Below are 15,426 nucleotides of genomic sequence, written 5' to 3' on the forward strand. Positions count from 1 at the left end.
CTGCGTCAGAACCGATCCAACCGATAGGCCGCCAATGCCGGCAATCCCAGGGGCAGGGGCAGGGAGATCGGCGATACCAACTGGGCGACCAGCTCGGCAGTGACGGCCGCTTGCGTCAGCCCCAAATGTTGATGCCCGAAAGCGAGCAACACCTTGCCGTCGCACACCCGGTCGATGATCGGCAGCGAGTCCGGCAACGAGGGCCGAAAGCCCATCCACGGCGTGGCGTCCTCAGCGCTCAGTTCGTCACGCAACAGGCCGCGGCTGAGCCGGTGCAACTGCCAGGCGCGCCGCATGTTCGGCGGGCGGTCGAGGCCGGCGAATTCCACGGTGCCGGCCAGCCGTAGCCCACCGCTCATGGGCGTCATGATGAACTTGCGCTCCAGCGAGGTGACGGCGAAGGGCAAGCGGTCTTGCTCGTGGGGCAGCATCAGGTGATAACCGCGCTCGGTGTCCAGGGGCACCTTTTTGCCCGTCAGCGCCTGGGTGAGCCTGGCCGAGTGGGCGCCGCAGGCGATCACCACCTGGCGTGCGGCCAAGCGGCCCTGGTCGGTGATCAGTGCAACGCCCTGGGCCTGAAGCTGGCCATCCTGGACCTGACGCTTGAGAAAGGTCACGCCGCTGGCCTTGGCGGCCTCGACCAGTTCGCACACCACGCGATACGGATCGAGGAAATGCCCGGTGCGGGGAAAGAACAAGCCCCCCTGGATCCGCTCGCTTAACTGCGGTGCCGCCTGTTGCACGGCGCTGGCCGACCAGCAATCCACCGGCACGTTTTGCTGGGTCATGCGTGCTTGCAAACCTTCAATCGCTTGTCGCGACTCGGCACGCTCGAACACCAGCAGCGAGCCGTCCTCGCGCATCAACTGGGGCCGGTCGATGTTCGCCAACAAGCGCTGCCAGGCGCCCAGGCTGCTTTCGTTGAGGGCACGGATACCGGCGACCGTGCGCTGGTAAGCGGCCGGGCGCAGGTTTAACAAGAGGCGAGCAAACCAGGGCAGCGCACGGGGCAGGTATTTCCAGTCCAGGCGCAGCGGGCCCATGGGGTCCATGAGCATCGCGGGCAGGCGCATCAGGATCGACAGGTCGGCGATGGGGAACACCTGTTCGGTGGCCAAATGCCCGGCATTGCCGAACGAGGCGCCCATCCCCGGTTCCTGCTGGTCGATGACCACCACGCGCCGGCCCTGGCGCGCCAGTTGCAGCGCGCAGGCGACGCCGATGATGCCGGCGCCGACCACCGCGATGTCGATCTCGGGTTGACGGTTGTCTTGCATGTTCAGGCTTCTCTCTGGCCGTCGAGCAAGCGTCGCAGCCGCAGCGGGTTGTCTTGTTTCAGGGCTGCGGGCAGCAGGCTGTCGGGGAAATCCTGGTAGCACACCGGCCGCAGGAAACGCCGGATCGCGGCGGTGCCGACCGAGGTCGAGCGCGAATCCGAGGTCGCGGGGAAGGGCCCGCCATGCACCATGGCATCACACACCTCGACCCCGGTCGGCCAGCCATTGACCAACAGCCGGCCAGCCTTGCGCTCAAGGGCCGGCAGCAATGCCCGTGCCTGCTCAAGATCGTCCTGATCCAGGTGCAAGGTGGCGGTCAACTGGCCTTCGAGGTGCTCGGTCACTTGGCGCATTTGCGCGTTGTCGGCGCACTGCACCAGGAGCGAGGCGGCGCCGAAGACTTCGGCCTGCAAATGCGGGTTGGCAAGGAAGTCTTGCGCGTGGGTGGTAAACAGCTGCGCCTGGCATTGGTTCGGCCCTTGCGCCGGCAACCCGCTGGCTACGCAATGGGCATGCTCGGCCAGTGCGCCGACGCCCGCTTCATAGGCCTGGAAGATGCCCGGGGTGAGCATGGTCTGCGCCGGGCTACGTTGCAGCAAGTCGCTGGCGAGGCTGACAAACTGCTGCAGTTGCGGACCTTGAACCGCAATCACCAGCCCGGGATTGGTGCAAAACTGCCCGGCGCCCTGGGTCAACGAGGCGACAAACCCTTGCGCCAGCGCTTCGCCGCGCGCCTTGAGGGCGGCCGGGAACAGGTACACCGGGTTGATCGAACTCATTTCCGCATACACCGGGATCGGCTCCGGCCGCGCCTGGGCCGCCTGGCACAAAGCGATGCCGCCACTTTGCGAGCCGGTAAAGCCCACCGCCTTGATCCGTGGGTCGCTGACCAGGGCAATCCCCACTTCGCGGCCAGCGCCGTACAGCAGCGAGAACACACCTTCGGGCAGGCCACACTGCTTCACGGCACGGGCCAGCGCACGGCCCACCAGTTCGCTGGTGCCGGGGTGGGCGCCGTGGGCCTTGACGATCACCGGGCAACCGGCGGCGAGGGCTGAAGCGGTATCACCGCCGGCCACCGAGAACGCCAGCGGGAAGTTGCTGGCGCCGAATACGCCCACCGGGCCCAGCGGCACCTGGCGTTGGCGCAGGTCGGCACGGGGCAGGGGCTGGCGGCCTGGTTGGGCGCTATCGACCCGCACGTCCAGCCATTCGCCGGCGCGTACGGTGCGGGCGAAGGTGCGCAGTTGCTGGCAGGTGCGGCCCCGTTCGCCCTGGATCCGCGCGAGGGGCAAGCCGGTTTCGGCCACGGCACGCTCGAGCAGTTCATCGCCCAGGGCTTCGATTTCGCTGGCGATGGTTTCGAGGAATTCAGCACGCGCCGCCAGGGATGTCTCGCGGTAGCTGTCGAAGGCTGACCACGCCAGCGCGCAGGCCTGGGCCACCTGCTCGCTGGAGCCGCCGGGATAGGCCGGCTCCAGCGCAGCATCGGTGGCCGGGTTGATCGCGCGGATGGCTGCGCGGGTGCCGGGAATGGAGTGCTGACCGATCAGCATAGTGCCTGTCAGAGTCATGGTCTGTTCCTGAAATAAGAAGGAACGCCGCTGTGCAACAGCGGCGTACGAGCAGTCAGTCGACGTTCTGTTCTGCCGACCAGTTGGCGTACCACTGGCGGAACAGCGCGTACTGATGCTCGGCATACCGGCGTTGGGCATCGCTCAGTACATCGCTTTGGTTGAAGTGCAGGCTGTATTCCAGGTCGCCATTGAGCACCATCAGGTGCTTGTAATAGAGCACCAGGTCGCAGCCTTCATCGAAGGACGACAGCACCGCCAGCGCCGCCTCCAGCTCGCGGGCCTGGCGCCGGGCCTTGGCATCGCCCTTGGCGGCCTGCTTGCTCAGGGCCACCAGTTGCAGGACTTCCCGTGGCAGGGCGTTGCCGATGCCGGTGATCGCGCCGGTGGCGTTGCAGTTGACGAAACCGTGCACCACCTGGGTATCGACACCGACCATCAGGGTCACGGCATCGTCCTTGGAGGTGATGTGTTCGGCGGCGTAGCGCAGGTCGGCGCCGCCGCCGAACTCCTTGAAGCCGATCAGGTTCGGGTACTCGCGGCGCAGTTCAAAGAACAGCTCGGCGCGGGTGGCAAAGCCGTAGTAGGGGCTGTTGTAGATCACTGACGGCAGGTTCGGCGCGGCGCTGAGGATCGCCGCGAAGTGGGCTTTTTGCGCGCTGGCTGAAGCGCCACGGGACAGCACCCGTGGGATGACCATCAAGCCATGGGCGCCGACCTTGGCCGCGTGGGCCGCATGGGAGACCGCCTCACGGCTGTTGACCGCGCCGGTGCCGACGATGGTCGGGATGCCCGCCGCGACCAGGCGCGCCACGCCTTCCTGGCGCTGGGCTTCGGTGAGCAACGGCCAGTCGCCCATGGAGCCGCAGTACACCACGGCGCTCATGCCGATATCGATCAGCTCGCGGCCCTTGGCGACCAGGGCGTCGAAGTCCGGCTGGCGCTCGGCGGTGCACGGGGTCATCAGGGCAGGAATGCAGCCAGTGAAGATGTTATCGCTCATGGTTCTAGCTCCTTGGAAGGGTCTGTTTAAAAGCTGCCGGGTGCTCAAATGCCCCAGGCGAAAGGGTCCTGTTCGTCGATCAGCAAGGTGCTGTCGGCGGTCATATAGGCGCGGCCGGTGATGAAGGGGCGGATGTGTTCGCCCTCCCATTCAAAACGGCCTTCGAATTGGCTGGCGGTGATGCTGGCTTGCACCCAGGGCTCACCGGCCTGAAGTTTTCCGTCGGCGGCCAGGCACGCCAGCTTGGCGCTGGTGCCGGTGCCGCAGGGCGAGCGGTCGTAGGCTTTGCCGGGGCACATGACGAAGTTGCGGCTGTCGGCCTGCTCGTCATCGGCGAATAGTTCGATGTGGTCGATCAACGCGCCGTCTGCGCCATGGATGCCTTGGGCTTCGAGGGCCTTGAGCATGGCCCAGGTGAAGTCGGTGAGGGCCTCGACATTGGCCATGTGCACACCCTGGCCGTGCTCGGACACCAGGAAAAACCAGTTGCCACCCCAGGCGATATCGCCGTAGATCCGGCCATGCCCCGGCACCTCCACGGGCACCTGCTGGCGATAGCGATAGGCGGGCACGTTGCGCAGGGTGACCGCGCCGTCCTCATGCAGGGTGGCGCTGACCTGGCCCACCGGCGTGTCGATGCTGTGCACCCCTGGCGCGATGCGGCCCAGGTAGTGCAACGAGGCGACCAGGCCGATGGTGCCGTGGCCACACATGCCGAGGTAGCCGGCATTGTTGAAGAAAATTACCCCGCAGGTGGCCCCCGGCGTGACCGGCTCGCAGTACAGCGCGCCGACCAATACATCGTTGCCACGGGGCTCCAGCAGGCAGGCGCGGCGCCATTGGTCGTGTGTGGTGCGCAGGCTGTCGAGCTGCTCGGCGATGGTCTGGCCGGCCAGCTGCGGGAAGCCATTGATGATCAGGCGCGTCGGTTCGCCGCCGGTGTGGGAGTCAATCACATGCAGTCGTTTCATCCAGCTATTCCTTGGTGATTGGCCAGTTATGCGTTCGCCGGGTGCATGCCGCTCGCGGGCAGCACGGCTTCGCTTTCGTCGTCTTCGTGTTCCAGTTCCACCAGGTGCGCCGGCACGCCGGTGGCGGCGCCCCAGTAGTAGATGCCCAGGGCGCAGGCGGCGACGACCAGGGTGTCGAAGGGATGGCTGAGCACGCCCAGGCCACCAAAACTGCCGAGTTTTGATAGCACTATGGTTACGGCGTAGAAGCCGATCAGCCACGCGCTGGAACGCACTTGCTGGGCGATGTTCAGGTGCTGGGTCGGCACCAGGCGACGGCACAGCAGGTACACCACAAACATCACGATTTGCAGGCCCAGCAGCCAGGACACGGTGCTCCAGCCCGACCAGTAGACGATCAGCGCGGCGATGATGAATGACAGCGGGCCCAGCACACTCATCCACTTGACCCGGAACGGGCGCGGCATGTCCGGCGCATTGCGTCGCAGCGCCGCGACGCACACCGGGGCCACGGCGTAGCTCAACACCAGGGCGGCGGACACCACATTGATCAGCGCCTCCCAGGACGGGAACGGCAGGGTCCAGAACACCGACAAGCCAAAGGTCAGCCACAGCGCCGGGCGCGGGATGCCGGATTTCTCATCGATGCGCGTGAAAATCTTGAAGAAGGTGCCTGTCTGCGCCCAGCCATAGATCACCCGTGGCGTGGCGTTCATGTAGATGTTGCCGCAGCCGCTGGGGGAGATCACCGCGTCGGCCACCACCAGGTAGGCCAGCCAGCCCACCCCCAGGGCCAGGGCGATATCGCGATAGGGCAGGGCCAGTTCCTTGCTGATGCCGGCCCAGCCATTGGTGAGCATTTCGGTGGGCACGCCGCCGAGGAAGGCCACTTGCAGCAGCACATAAATTGCCGTGGACAGCAGCACCGAAAGGATCAGGGCAATGGGAATGGTACGTTGCGGGTTTTTCACTTCGCTGGCCACCGAGATGATCGGTGTCAGCCCCAGATAGGCAAAAATCACCCCGCCGGCGGACACTGCCATTTCAATCCCCGACAGGCCGAACGGGGCGAACCCCTGGGAGTGGAAGTTGGCCGGCTTGAAGAAGGTGAACAGCACGCCGATCACCAGCAGCGGCACGATGAACTTGAAAATGCTGACCAGGTTATTGGCGATGGCGAAGGTCTTGACGCTGCGGTAGTTGAGCACGAAAAACAGGCAGAGCAGGCCGAACTGCACCAGCCAGCCCAGGGTGGTGGGGTCGCTGGAGCCGGCCTTGGTCAACTCGGGAAACCAGGCGGCGGCGTATTGCCTTGAGGCGACCACTTCAATCGCCACCAGGCTGGAAAACGCGATCAGTGTGATAAAGCCCATCAGGTAGCCCAGCAACGGGCCGTGGGAATACACCGGGTAGCGCACCACGCCCCCGGCACGGGGCAGGGCCGCGCCCAATTCGCAATACACAATGCCCAGCAACAGCACCGCAAAACCGCCGAGCAACCAGGAAAAAATCCCTGCCGGGCCTGCGATGGACGACACGTGACTGGCGGCAAACAACCAACCGGAACCGAAGATGGCTCCCAGTCCGATAAAAGTGAGGTCAATCAGAGACAGCTGTTTCTTGAACTTGCCTTGGGCTGACATAGCGGCGCCTTCTTGTGGGTTATTGGATAGGCATGCAGTGGCGCTACAGTGAACCCATCAGCCCGCTGGCGATTGATGTTTTGCGCGGCCATCAATGACGAATTCAGCACAATTGCCGGATGCGCAGCGGTGCTCGACAGGGCCATGGCCATCGGGCAATCTGCTGGCCCGGCGAGGCGATAAACGAGGCGGTGAGCGGCATGATGCACAACGCGTTTGCAACCCTGTGCCAAGGTGGCGAGCAGCGGCCACACAGCCTCGAACAGCTGCTGGCGGGCGTGGCCATGCTGTTGCCGATGCTCGACGTGATTCCCAATGCGACGATGTTTATCAAGGATGTGCAGGCGCGCTATGTCATGGCCAACCACACCCTGGTACAGCGTTGTGGCTTGAAAGACCGGCGCCCGCTACTGGGCAAGACCAGCGCCGAGGTGTTCCCCGCGCAGTTGGGGCCGGGCTACACCGAGCAGGACCGGCGCGTGCTCGAACAGGGCCTGGTGCTGGAGGATCAACTGGAGTTGCACCTGTACGGCAGCCGCGAACCCGGTTGGTGCCTGACCCACAAGTGGCCGTTATACAACCGCGAGGGCGCGATCATTGGCTTGGCGGGGATCTCGGTCGACCTGCAATCCGCCAGCGAGACCCACCCGGCCTATCAGCGATTGGCGGCGGTGGACGAGCACATCCGGGCCCATTTCAACCGGCGCGTGACCTTGGGTGAACTGACGCGCATCGCCGGCACGTCGGTGGCTCAGCTGGAGCGCTACTGCAAGCGCGTGTTCCACCTGACTCCCCGGCAAATGATCCAGAAAGTACGCCTGGAACATGCCCATCGCCTGTTGCATACCGAGTTGCCGATCACCGAAGTGGCCTTGCAATGCGGCTACACCGACCACAGTGCATTCACCCGCCAGTTCAAGGCGTTGACCGGCTTTACGCCACGCCAGTATCGCCAGGCCACCCGCTAATGAGTGGGCGCACGTCCCTGTAGGAGCTGGCTTGCCAGCGATAGCGGCGGGTCAGCCAACATCAACTCCAGCAATGCCGCCGCCATCGCAGCCTCGCCAAGGCTCGACAGCTCCTACATTGATCCTCAGGGTTTGGAGGATTGCATTTCACTGCCACCGCAGGATGCACACGGTACTCAATGTACGACGATCCAATGTAGGAGCTGGCTTGCCAGCGATAGCAGCGGGTCAGCCAACATCAATCCCAGCAATGCCGCCGCCATCGCAGCCTCGCCAAGGCTCGACAGCTCCTACATTGATCCTCAGGGATTGGAGGATTGCATTTCAGCTGCCAGTGCAGGATGCATACGGTACTCAATGTACTGAAGATCCAATGTAGGAGCTGGCTTGCCAGCGATAGCGTCGGGTCAGCCAACATCAACTTCAGCAAGGCCGCCGCCATCGCAGCCTCGCCAAGGCTCGACAGCTCCCACCTCGATCTTCAGGGTCTGGAAGATTGCATTTCACTGCCACCGCAGGATGCACACGGTACTCAATGTACGACGATCCAATGTAGGAGCTGGCTTGCCAGCGATAGCGGTGGGTCAGCCAACATCCACTCCAGCAATGCCGCCGCCATCGCCGCCTCGCCAAGGCTCGACAGCTCCTACATTGATCTTCAGGGGTTGGAAGATTGCATTTCACTGCCACCGCAGGATGCATACGGTACTCAATGTACGACGATCCAATGTAGGAGCTGGCTTGCCAGCGATAGCGGCGGGTCAGCCAGCATCAATCCCAGCAATGCCGCCGCCATCGCAGCCTCGCCAAGGCTCGACAGCTCCCACCTCGATCTTCAGGGTCTGGAAGATTGCATTTCACTGCCACCGCAGGATGCACACGGTACTCAATGTACTGAAGATCCAATGTAGGAGCTGGCTTGCCAGCGATAGCGGCGGGTCAGCCAACATCCACTCCAGCAATGCCGCCGCCATCGCCGCCTCGCCAAGGCTCGACAGCTCCTACATTGATCTTCAGGGGCTGGAGGATTGCATTTCACTGCCACCGCAGGATGCATACGGTACTCAATGTACGACGATCCAATGTAGGAGCTGGCTTGCCAGCGATAGCGGCGGGTCAGCCAGCATCAATCCCAGCAATGCCGCCGCCATCGCAGCCTCGCCGGGGCTCGACAGCTCCTACATTGATCCTCAGGGTTTGGAGGATTGCATTTCACTGCCACCGCAGGATGCACACGGTACTCAATGTACGATGATCCAATGTAGGAGCTGGCTTGCCAGCGATAGCGGTGGGTCAGCCAACATCAACCCCAGCAATGCCGCCGCCATCGCAGCCTCGCCAAGGCTCGACAGCTCCCACCTCGATCCTCTGGGTTTGGAGGATTGCAGTTCAGCTGCCCCATCTGATCCTCATTGCTGCAACTGAAGGGCCTCACGCTTGAAAAAGCGCTTCTGCTCAAATGGAATCTCTTCGCGGTCGCCATAGGGCGCGCTGTACCAGTTGCCGTAGGTTGGGTTCGGCAGCAGGAACCAGCGTTGGCCGAACCAGCCGACATAAGGTTCGACCGCCCGGCGTTGGGCGGCCAGGGTGTTGTGTTCGGCCTGGACGAAATCCCCCAGGGAATCCCCGACCATCAACAACACCCGTGCCTGGCTGGCGACCCACTGGCGGCGGCAGTTCTTGCCGTAGCCCGCCGGTGCGCAATGGCCGGTGGGGGTGGCGGCCGCCAGTACGTGTTCGTTGCTCTGCACCGGGAAGCCGCGCAGGCGCAGGTTGGCGACGGTGGCCTGGACTTGGCTGTGCTCGCGGTTGGTCAGGTAATACACCTTGATCCCCCGTTGCTGCGCCGCCTGCAAAAACGCCACGGCGCCGGGCAGGGCCTGGGCCTTGGCCTGGTCGACCCAGGTGTTCCAGCGGTCATAGGAGTAGACCTGGTTGTTGACGATGTCCCGCGCGTTGAGGGGCACGTTGTCCAGCAGGGTTTCATCGATATCGACGATCACTGCCGGCGGCAGGCCGCTGAGGTTTCGCGGGGCAAAGGGCAGGGCGTCCCAGTCCTTGGTGGCCAGGGCCACATCGAGCTGGCGGGTGGCGTCGGCGAACACTTGGCGATAGATCATCTCGTGTTCGATAGAGGTCTGGGTCCACAGCACCGCATCCAGTTGATCGTTGGCGGGTGGGTGCTGTAGGCAGCCCAGCAGCACCGAAGAAAGCAGGCATACGCCGGCGAAATTCATAAGACGCATAAAAAGAGTCGGCCTCAAAAATGGCGGTCGCGGATCGACGATCAGGCCCGGCACAGTAGCGCAGTATTGCGCCCCAGCCTGCATCAGACGCTTATTTTCATCAGGGTTAGATCGTTTATTTCCTTATCGAAGGTGCATAGCATTTTAGTGAATATCCATTGCGTCCATTTACTGGTCGCAGCAAAGGCGCTGGATGCAATAACAAACGCCCGTCTGCTGTAACGTTTTTGCAGTCTGCTTTTAATCAGAAGTGGACGGTCTGGCGTCGATTCCTGCTGCTCGGCCAGCGTCTTGCAGCGCGGCGCGTCATCTCTAGAATCGGCCCCAGAATTTAGACCTTTCCTGTCGATTACGGAGTTTCGAACATGATGAATGCCATGCAGATGCCAATGAACAACACGATGCCCATGATGCCGATGATGGGCATGCCGATGATGATGGCCACCATGCAGTGCGAGATGACCGGCGATGCCATGGTGTGCACCATGAAGCCGGCCGCCGGTATGGACATGGCGATGTTCAAGAACAACGCCGAAATGATGGCGATGATGATGAACTGCGGCATGCCGATGATGATGCAGTGCGCCAACCTGTCGATGATGTGCATGTCGCAGGACACCATGGCAATGCTCAACAACATGCCAGCGATGACCATGCCGATGATGAAGTGCGTCATGGAATGCACCCTGCAAGCCGATGGCATGACCTGCAAGATGATGCCGATGCCTGGTATGAGCATGGCGATGATGGACAACTGCTGCATGCTGATGAAGAAAATGATGAACGATTGCGCCATGCCGATGATGATCAGCTGCAACGGCATGCCGATGATGTGCTGCACCTGCTGAACCGACGTTTCGTGCGCATGAAAAAGCCCCGCCTGAGCAATCAGGCGGGGCTTTTTGCGTTCAGTCCAGGCGTTCGGGGTGGAGGATGACCAGGAACGCCAGCGCATCGCTGTCTGCCGGGTTGCGATAGCGGTGGGGCTGGTCGGCATAGAACAGGATCGAGTCGCCGGTGGACAGCAAGTATCGTTCCTCGTTGACGCTGATCTCCAGCACGCCCTGGGCCACCACCAGGTTTGCCTGGATCCCAGGCCGGCGGCCTTCGCACACCTCTTCACCGCGTGCGCTCAGGCGTACCTCATAGAATTCGGACTGGCGCGACATGTCGTCGGGGAACAATGCCCGGCTGACGAATGTGCCGTCGGCGCTCACCAGGCGTTTGCTTTGGTGGGCGGGCAGTAATTCGACCCCTTCGAACGAGCGGTTTTCCAGGAACGCCGCCACCGACACTTTCAGGCCCTTGGCAATTTTGCACAACACCTTGATCGACGGTACGCTGCGCCCGGACTCGATCTGCGCGAGCATCGCCCGGCTGACGCCACAGGCTCGGGCCAGGGCATCCAGGGACAGGTAGCGTTTGCTGCGCAGGCGATGCAGGTTGTGCGCGACGCACTGGCCGATGGCATCGTCGTCGCGGCTGGTGCAATCCTTGGGTTGAGCAATGGGGGGCAGCACGTCGGGAAGGGCCTGGAGAAAACTCATCGGCGTTACGCCCGGCGTGTGTCGCTGGGCGCGTTACTGGCCTGCAACGTGAATACCGACAACCCGGCGCGCGCGGCGTACATTGCCCACATCAACTGGGCCGCTGCACGAGCCTGGCGGCGTTTGCGGTGGAGGGTGAAATCAATGACGTTGGCGGATATCGACATGGCGCAGTCTCGGGTGACGGTGGTGACTCGGTTGCTCCACATTACTGCGCGCAGCTTATTTCCTTAAATACTGAGTTTGCATTTATTAATTCTATTTTGGACTTAAAAACAGACGTGACCTGCCGTATCCGATGTTCTTCCAACGCTTGAACTTTCCCAGGATTCGGCCCCATGCGCCTGCCACAACCTTTGCTGTTTCTCCCTCCTCGTTGGCTCGGTTTTGGCGTTGCCCTGACATTCACCCAACTGGCCCAGGCCCAGGAGGCGCTGCAGTTGGCGCCGCTGCAAGTCACCAGCACCGAACTGAGCGAAGGCGAAGCGGCCCAGGCGCAACTCCGGCAGGTGCCCGGCGCTACCAATTACGTCGACATGGCCAGTGTCGAGCAGGGGCGGGTCAGCAGCAATGAAGATGTGTTCAAGTACCAGGCTGGCATCTACGCCAAGGCGGCGAATAACGAAGGGGTGAAAATCTCCATTCGTGGCTCGGGCATCAACCGTGGCCCCGGCAGCCATGCATCCGGCCTGTATGAAACCATCGACGGGCTGCCACTGACCGGCCCCGGCGGAACGCCTTACGAGCTCAAAGACCCGCTGTGGCTCAGCCGCGTCGAAGTGCTGCGCGGCGCCAACGGGTTTGATCGCGGCGCACTGGCCCTGGGCGGGGCGGTCAACTATGTCACCCACACCGGCTACGATGCGCCCAAGTTGCGCGTGCGCTACGAGGCCGGCAGCCATGGGTACGCCCAGCGGGAAATCAGCTCCGGGCAAGTGCTGGGCGATGCCGACTATTACATCAGCCTGACCGACACTGACTACGATGGCTTCCAGCAACAAAGCGCCGGCAGCGGCAAAGGCGTGGCGGCCAACTTCGGCTACCGGTTCAACCCGGACCTGGAAACCCGCTTCTATTTCCGTTACCGCGAAACCGCCAACGACAGCCCTGGCAAACTCACGCGCCAGCAGATCGAGCATAGCCCGCGCGCAGCCAACGCCCTCAACCTGGCACGCGACTCCAAGCGCTTGCAGCCGGGCTCTACCTGGATCGCCAACAAGACCACGCTGCAATTGGACGATAACTCCCGCGTCGAAGCGGGGCTGGTGTATCACGACTACCCCATGGACCTGCGCGAAGGCACCAACCGGCTCAAGGTGGCGTATACCGATATCAGCGGCACCTTGAACTACATCCGCCAGGACACGCTGCTGGGTCGCGACAGCAAGACCACAGTCGGCCTGCGCACCACCCAGGGCCTGCCCAATAACGGTGTGTCGGAGTACGTGCGGGTGCCTGCCGGTGCCACCGCCGGTTTCGCCCCGGGGACCAAGACCCGTGACTACAGTTACCTGGGGTCGGATACCGTGCTGCACGTGAGCAACGACCTGGAGCTGCTGCCCGACCTGTGGCTGACCACCGGCCTGGCGGCGATCTATACCCGTCGCGAAACCGAAGTCACCTATCCCGACACCCATGCCCCCTTGAGCACTCATGACTGGGACTATGCCCCGCGCGTGGGCCTGCGCTATGACTTCAACCCGCAGTTGCAGGTGTATGGCAACCTGAGCCGCTCGGTGGAGCCGCCGCATGCCTGGTCGATGATCTGGGGTTCCAACAAGTTCTTTGCCAAAGATGCCAATAATCCTGCTTCCGGCTTGGCCCGCGAAGGCGTGAAGCTGCAAAACCAGACGGCCACCACCCTGGAAGTGGGCGGGCGCGGCGAAGCGTGGTTCGGCCAATGGGACCTGGCGCTGTACCACTCGCTGGTGCGCCATGAACTGCTGAGCGTCGAAACCCAGGCGGCTACGCCTAACTTGTCGCAGGTGGTCGCCGAATCCAACGCCAGCCCGACCCTCCACCAAGGTCTGGAACTGAGCCTCACCAGCGCGCTGTGGGACGGTGGCAATACCGGTCGCCTGGCCCTGCGCCAAGCCTATACCTTCAGTAACTTCCACTACCGCGACGACCCGCGCTTTGGCGACAACACATTGCCCGGTATCCCCAAGCACTATTACCAGGCGCGGTTGCGCTACAGCCATCCCAGCGGCTTTTTCAGCAGCCTCAATGGCGAGTATTCCTCGCGGGTGGCGGTGGACTATGCCAACTCCTACTACGCGTCGGCCTATGGCTTGTTGGGCGCCACCCTCGGCTACGACGCACCGAAACAGGACTGGCAAGCCTGGGTCGACCTGCGCAACCTGACCAACCAGCGCTACGCCAATACCGTGACCCCGGGTTATGACGACCATGGCAATGATATGGCGCGCTCGACGCCGGGTGACGGCATGGGCGTGTACGCCGGCGTTTCCTGGAGCTTGCGCTAAACCCTTGCAGGCGCCGGCAAGCTGGCGCCTACGCCGATACCCAGGCGCCATCGTTGGGCCCTTGCTCTGCCATCGTTTTACTGTCATCGTTTGCGCGATTGGTAATCTTTCTTGTTTGAGAAATTTTTGCGCATGCATGACTTTCCCGTGGCCGATTGTGATACAGCCCGCCGCCAGCAGACACTCACCGCGCTCTACAGCGACCACCATTCCTGGCTCCAGGGATGGCTGCGCAAGAAGCTCGGCTGTTCGCAGCATGCGGCGGACCTGGCCCAGGATGCATTCGTGCGGGTGTTGCTGCTGGCCGAGCCCCACAACATTCAGGAGCCTCGGGCATTTCTCGCGACCACTGCCGGGCGCTTGCTGATTGACGGTGCGCGGCGGCGCAAGATCGAGAAAGCCTATATGCAAGCCCTGGCCATCCAGTACGAAGACGCCGGCATGCCTGACCCTGCGACCATTCACGTGGCGTTGCAGGCCCTGGAACGCATTGCGCTGATGCTCGCCGGCCTGCCGGACAAGGCCCGCGAGGCGTTCCTGCTCAGTCGCCTGGATGGGCTGACCTACAGTGAAATCGCTGCCCAGCTCCAGGTCTCGTCCAGCACGGTGAAAAACTACATCTCCAGCGCGCTGGTGCATTGCTACCAGACCCTTTATGGCGCGGACCCGCTCTGATGCCCGCCGAACAGATTGTCAGTGAAGCGGCGCGCTGGCTGGCGTTGCTCAATGACGAGGACGTCAGCGCCGCCGACCGCCAGGCATTTGAAGCCTGGTGTGCGGCCGATCCACGCCATCGGGTGGCCTTCGAGCGCATGGGGGCGTTGTGGGGCAGCCTCGATGAACTGCCTGCTGCACCTGCACGCCTGGCGTTGAATCAAGCCTTCATCCCACGCAAAGCCGGGTACGCCGTGCGCGGCGGGCAAGCCCTGGCGTTGTTGGGCGTGTTGGTGGCCGGCTGGGCGAGCGTCGAGCAACTGCCGCTGTGGATGGCCGACCAACGCACCGGCGTCGGCGAGCGCAGTCAGGTGGTCTTGGCCGATGGCAGCCAGGTGCAGCTCAACAGCAACTCGGCGTTGGACGTGAAGTTCGACGGCCAACAGCGTGTGATCGAATTGCTCAAGGGCGAGATGTGGGTCGAGGTGGCCAAGGATGCGCAACGGCCGTTCGTGGTGCGCACCGATCAGGGCACGGCGACCGCGTTGGGCACGCGTTTCCTGGTGCAGCGTGCGGTGGATGGCTCGACCGTGGTCACGGTGATCGAGTCAGCGGTGGCCGCCAAAGGCACTGACAGCGAGGCCGTGAAGGTGACGGCAGGCCAGCGCGCGATTCTCAGGCAGGGGCACGCCCAGCCAGTGCAAGCGGTCGGCAGCAGCGACCCGGCAGCCTGGACCCGGGGCTTGCTCACGGTGGATGACCGGCCGTTGAGCGAAGTCCTGCAAACCCTGGCCAGCTATCGCCATGGGGTGATGCGGTTTGATGCCCAGGCGTTGCACGGGATGCGTGTGTCGGGGGTGTTCAAGCTCGATGACAGCGACGCGGCGCTGGCGACCCTGGCGGATAACCTGCCGATCAAGGTGGAGTATTTCACCGACCTGCTGGTGGTGATCAAGCCCCTCTGATCTGCCTGAAGACACCCGTTCAAATAAAAACCGGTCTCATTCATACCCGATTTCCCGACATGGCCGTCATGGAATATAGAACCCTCTTTTCC

At 63.0% G+C, this 15,426-nt stretch carries 14 protein-coding genes; 5 read left to right on the plus strand and 9 right to left on the minus strand.

The annotated features are described in order from the left end of the window. Positions 1-5 precede the first annotated feature (5 nt). From HBO11_RS04695 to HBO11_RS04715, 5 genes are read right to left on the minus strand one after another with little or no spacing between them, the layout of a single operon-like run. Positions 6-1,277: an FAD-dependent oxidoreductase gene (locus HBO11_RS04695; protein WP_169954305.1), complete on the minus strand. Its 1,272-nt coding sequence runs from the start codon at positions 1,275-1,277 to the stop codon at positions 6-8. A 2-nt stretch (positions 1,278-1,279) separates the two neighbouring features. After that, positions 1,280-2,851, minus strand: coding sequence for an aldehyde dehydrogenase (NADP(+)) (locus tag HBO11_RS04700; RefSeq protein ID WP_169954304.1), 1,572 nt, complete (start codon positions 2,849-2,851; stop codon positions 1,280-1,282). Between the two features lie 55 nt (positions 2,852-2,906). Further along, a complete protein-coding gene (locus HBO11_RS04705; protein WP_169954303.1) occupies positions 2,907-3,854 on the minus strand; it encodes a dihydrodipicolinate synthase family protein in 948 nt (315 codons plus the stop codon). A gap of 44 nt (positions 3,855-3,898) precedes the next feature. Beyond that, a complete protein-coding gene (locus tag HBO11_RS04710; RefSeq protein WP_170058828.1) occupies positions 3,899-4,825 on the minus strand; it encodes a 4-hydroxyproline epimerase in 927 nt (308 codons plus the stop codon). Between the two features lie 26 nt (positions 4,826-4,851). Beyond that, positions 4,852-6,468 (minus strand): APC family permease, encoded by a 1,617-nt coding sequence (locus HBO11_RS04715; RefSeq protein ID WP_169956940.1) that lies wholly within the window; start codon positions 6,466-6,468, stop codon positions 4,852-4,854. A gap of 200 nt (positions 6,469-6,668) precedes the next feature. Here HBO11_RS04715 and HBO11_RS04720 point away from each other — a divergent pair, with 200 nt between their 5' ends. Together HBO11_RS04720 and HBO11_RS04725 are read left to right on the plus strand one after the other, a co-directional pair. Beyond that, positions 6,669-7,436: an AraC family transcriptional regulator gene (locus HBO11_RS04720; protein WP_169956941.1), complete on the plus strand. Its 768-nt coding sequence runs from the start codon at positions 6,669-6,671 to the stop codon at positions 7,434-7,436. Between the two features lie 341 nt (positions 7,437-7,777). Further along, on the plus strand, positions 7,778-8,347 hold the full coding sequence (locus HBO11_RS04725; protein ID WP_170058829.1) for a hypothetical protein: 570 nt from the start codon (positions 7,778-7,780) through the stop codon (positions 8,345-8,347). Between the two features lie 498 nt (positions 8,348-8,845). On the opposite strand, the gene HBO11_RS04730 is transcribed toward HBO11_RS04725, so the two are convergent. The 4 genes from HBO11_RS04730 to HBO11_RS04745 form a co-directional block, all read right to left on the minus strand. After that, positions 8,846-9,682, minus strand: coding sequence for an HAD family acid phosphatase (locus HBO11_RS04730; protein WP_169956943.1), 837 nt, complete (start codon positions 9,680-9,682; stop codon positions 8,846-8,848). Between the two features lie 349 nt (positions 9,683-10,031). After that, complete coding sequence (locus HBO11_RS28795) at positions 10,032-10,523, minus strand: hypothetical protein (protein ID WP_169956974.1); 492 nt, start codon at positions 10,521-10,523, stop codon at positions 10,032-10,034. A gap of 67 nt (positions 10,524-10,590) precedes the next feature. After that, the gene (locus tag HBO11_RS04740) at positions 10,591-11,229 is read right to left on the minus strand and encodes an XRE family transcriptional regulator (protein ID WP_169956944.1); all 639 of its coding nucleotides are present in this window, start codon (positions 11,227-11,229) and stop codon (positions 10,591-10,593) included. 5 nt (positions 11,230-11,234) lie between these two features. Beyond that, a complete protein-coding gene (locus HBO11_RS04745; protein WP_169956945.1) occupies positions 11,235-11,396 on the minus strand; it encodes a hypothetical protein in 162 nt (53 codons plus the stop codon). Positions 11,397-11,567: 171 nt separating this feature from the next. On the opposite strand from HBO11_RS04745, the gene HBO11_RS04750 reads away from it, so the two are divergent. The 3 genes from HBO11_RS04750 (at position 11,568) to HBO11_RS04760 (ending at position 15,334) form a co-directional block, all read left to right on the plus strand. Further along, positions 11,568-13,715 carry a TonB-dependent receptor gene (locus tag HBO11_RS04750; protein WP_169956946.1) on the plus strand — a complete coding sequence of 716 codons (2,148 nt, stop codon included), beginning with the start codon at positions 11,568-11,570 and terminating at the stop codon, positions 13,713-13,715. A 132-nt stretch (positions 13,716-13,847) separates the two neighbouring features. After that, positions 13,848-14,390: a sigma-70 family RNA polymerase sigma factor gene (locus tag HBO11_RS04755; RefSeq protein WP_169956975.1), complete on the plus strand. Its 543-nt coding sequence runs from the start codon at positions 13,848-13,850 to the stop codon at positions 14,388-14,390. Further along, positions 14,390-15,334, plus strand: a complete 945-nt coding sequence (locus HBO11_RS04760; RefSeq protein WP_169956947.1) for a FecR family protein — start codon at positions 14,390-14,392, stop codon at positions 15,332-15,334. The genes HBO11_RS04755 and HBO11_RS04760 overlap by 1 nt, the downstream gene beginning before the upstream one ends. The last annotated feature ends 92 nt before the right edge of the window (positions 15,335-15,426 follow it).

This window comes from Pseudomonas sp. WS 5010 (genome assembly GCF_012985565.1).
Taxonomy (GTDB): Bacteria; Pseudomonadota; Gammaproteobacteria; order Pseudomonadales; family Pseudomonadaceae; genus Aquipseudomonas.

What these genes read in the sequence shown, in the direction of transcription:
- HBO11_RS04695 (WP_169954305.1), bottom strand. Translation starts at nt 1,277, where the DNA reads ATGCAAGACAACCGTCAACCCGAGATCGACATCGCGGTGGTCGGCGCC.
- HBO11_RS04700 (WP_169954304.1), bottom strand. Translation starts at nt 2,851, where the DNA reads ATGACTCTGACAGGCACTATGCTGATCGGTCAGCACTCCATTCCCGGC.
- HBO11_RS04705 (WP_169954303.1), bottom strand. Translation starts at nt 3,854, where the DNA reads ATGAGCGATAACATCTTCACTGGCTGCATTCCTGCCCTGATGACCCCG.
- HBO11_RS04710 (WP_170058828.1), bottom strand. Translation starts at nt 4,825, where the DNA reads ATGAAACGACTGCATGTGATTGACTCCCACACCGGCGGCGAACCGACG.
- HBO11_RS04715 (WP_169956940.1), bottom strand. Translation starts at nt 6,468, where the DNA reads ATGTCAGCCCAAGGCAAGTTCAAGAAACAGCTGTCTCTGATTGACCTC.
- HBO11_RS04720 (WP_169956941.1), top strand. Translation starts at nt 6,669, where the DNA reads ATGATGCACAACGCGTTTGCAACCCTGTGCCAAGGTGGCGAGCAGCGG.
- HBO11_RS04725 (WP_170058829.1), top strand. Translation starts at nt 7,778, where the DNA reads ATGCATACGGTACTCAATGTACTGAAGATCCAATGTAGGAGCTGGCTT.
- HBO11_RS04730 (WP_169956943.1), bottom strand. Translation starts at nt 9,682, where the DNA reads ATGCGTCTTATGAATTTCGCCGGCGTATGCCTGCTTTCTTCGGTGCTG.
- HBO11_RS04740 (WP_169956944.1), bottom strand. Translation starts at nt 11,229, where the DNA reads ATGAGTTTTCTCCAGGCCCTTCCCGACGTGCTGCCCCCCATTGCTCAA.
- HBO11_RS04745 (WP_169956945.1), bottom strand. Translation starts at nt 11,396, where the DNA reads ATGTCGATATCCGCCAACGTCATTGATTTCACCCTCCACCGCAAACGC.
- HBO11_RS04750 (WP_169956946.1), top strand. Translation starts at nt 11,568, where the DNA reads ATGCGCCTGCCACAACCTTTGCTGTTTCTCCCTCCTCGTTGGCTCGGT.
- HBO11_RS04755 (WP_169956975.1), top strand. Translation starts at nt 13,848, where the DNA reads ATGCATGACTTTCCCGTGGCCGATTGTGATACAGCCCGCCGCCAGCAG.
- HBO11_RS04760 (WP_169956947.1), top strand. Translation starts at nt 14,390, where the DNA reads ATGCCCGCCGAACAGATTGTCAGTGAAGCGGCGCGCTGGCTGGCGTTG.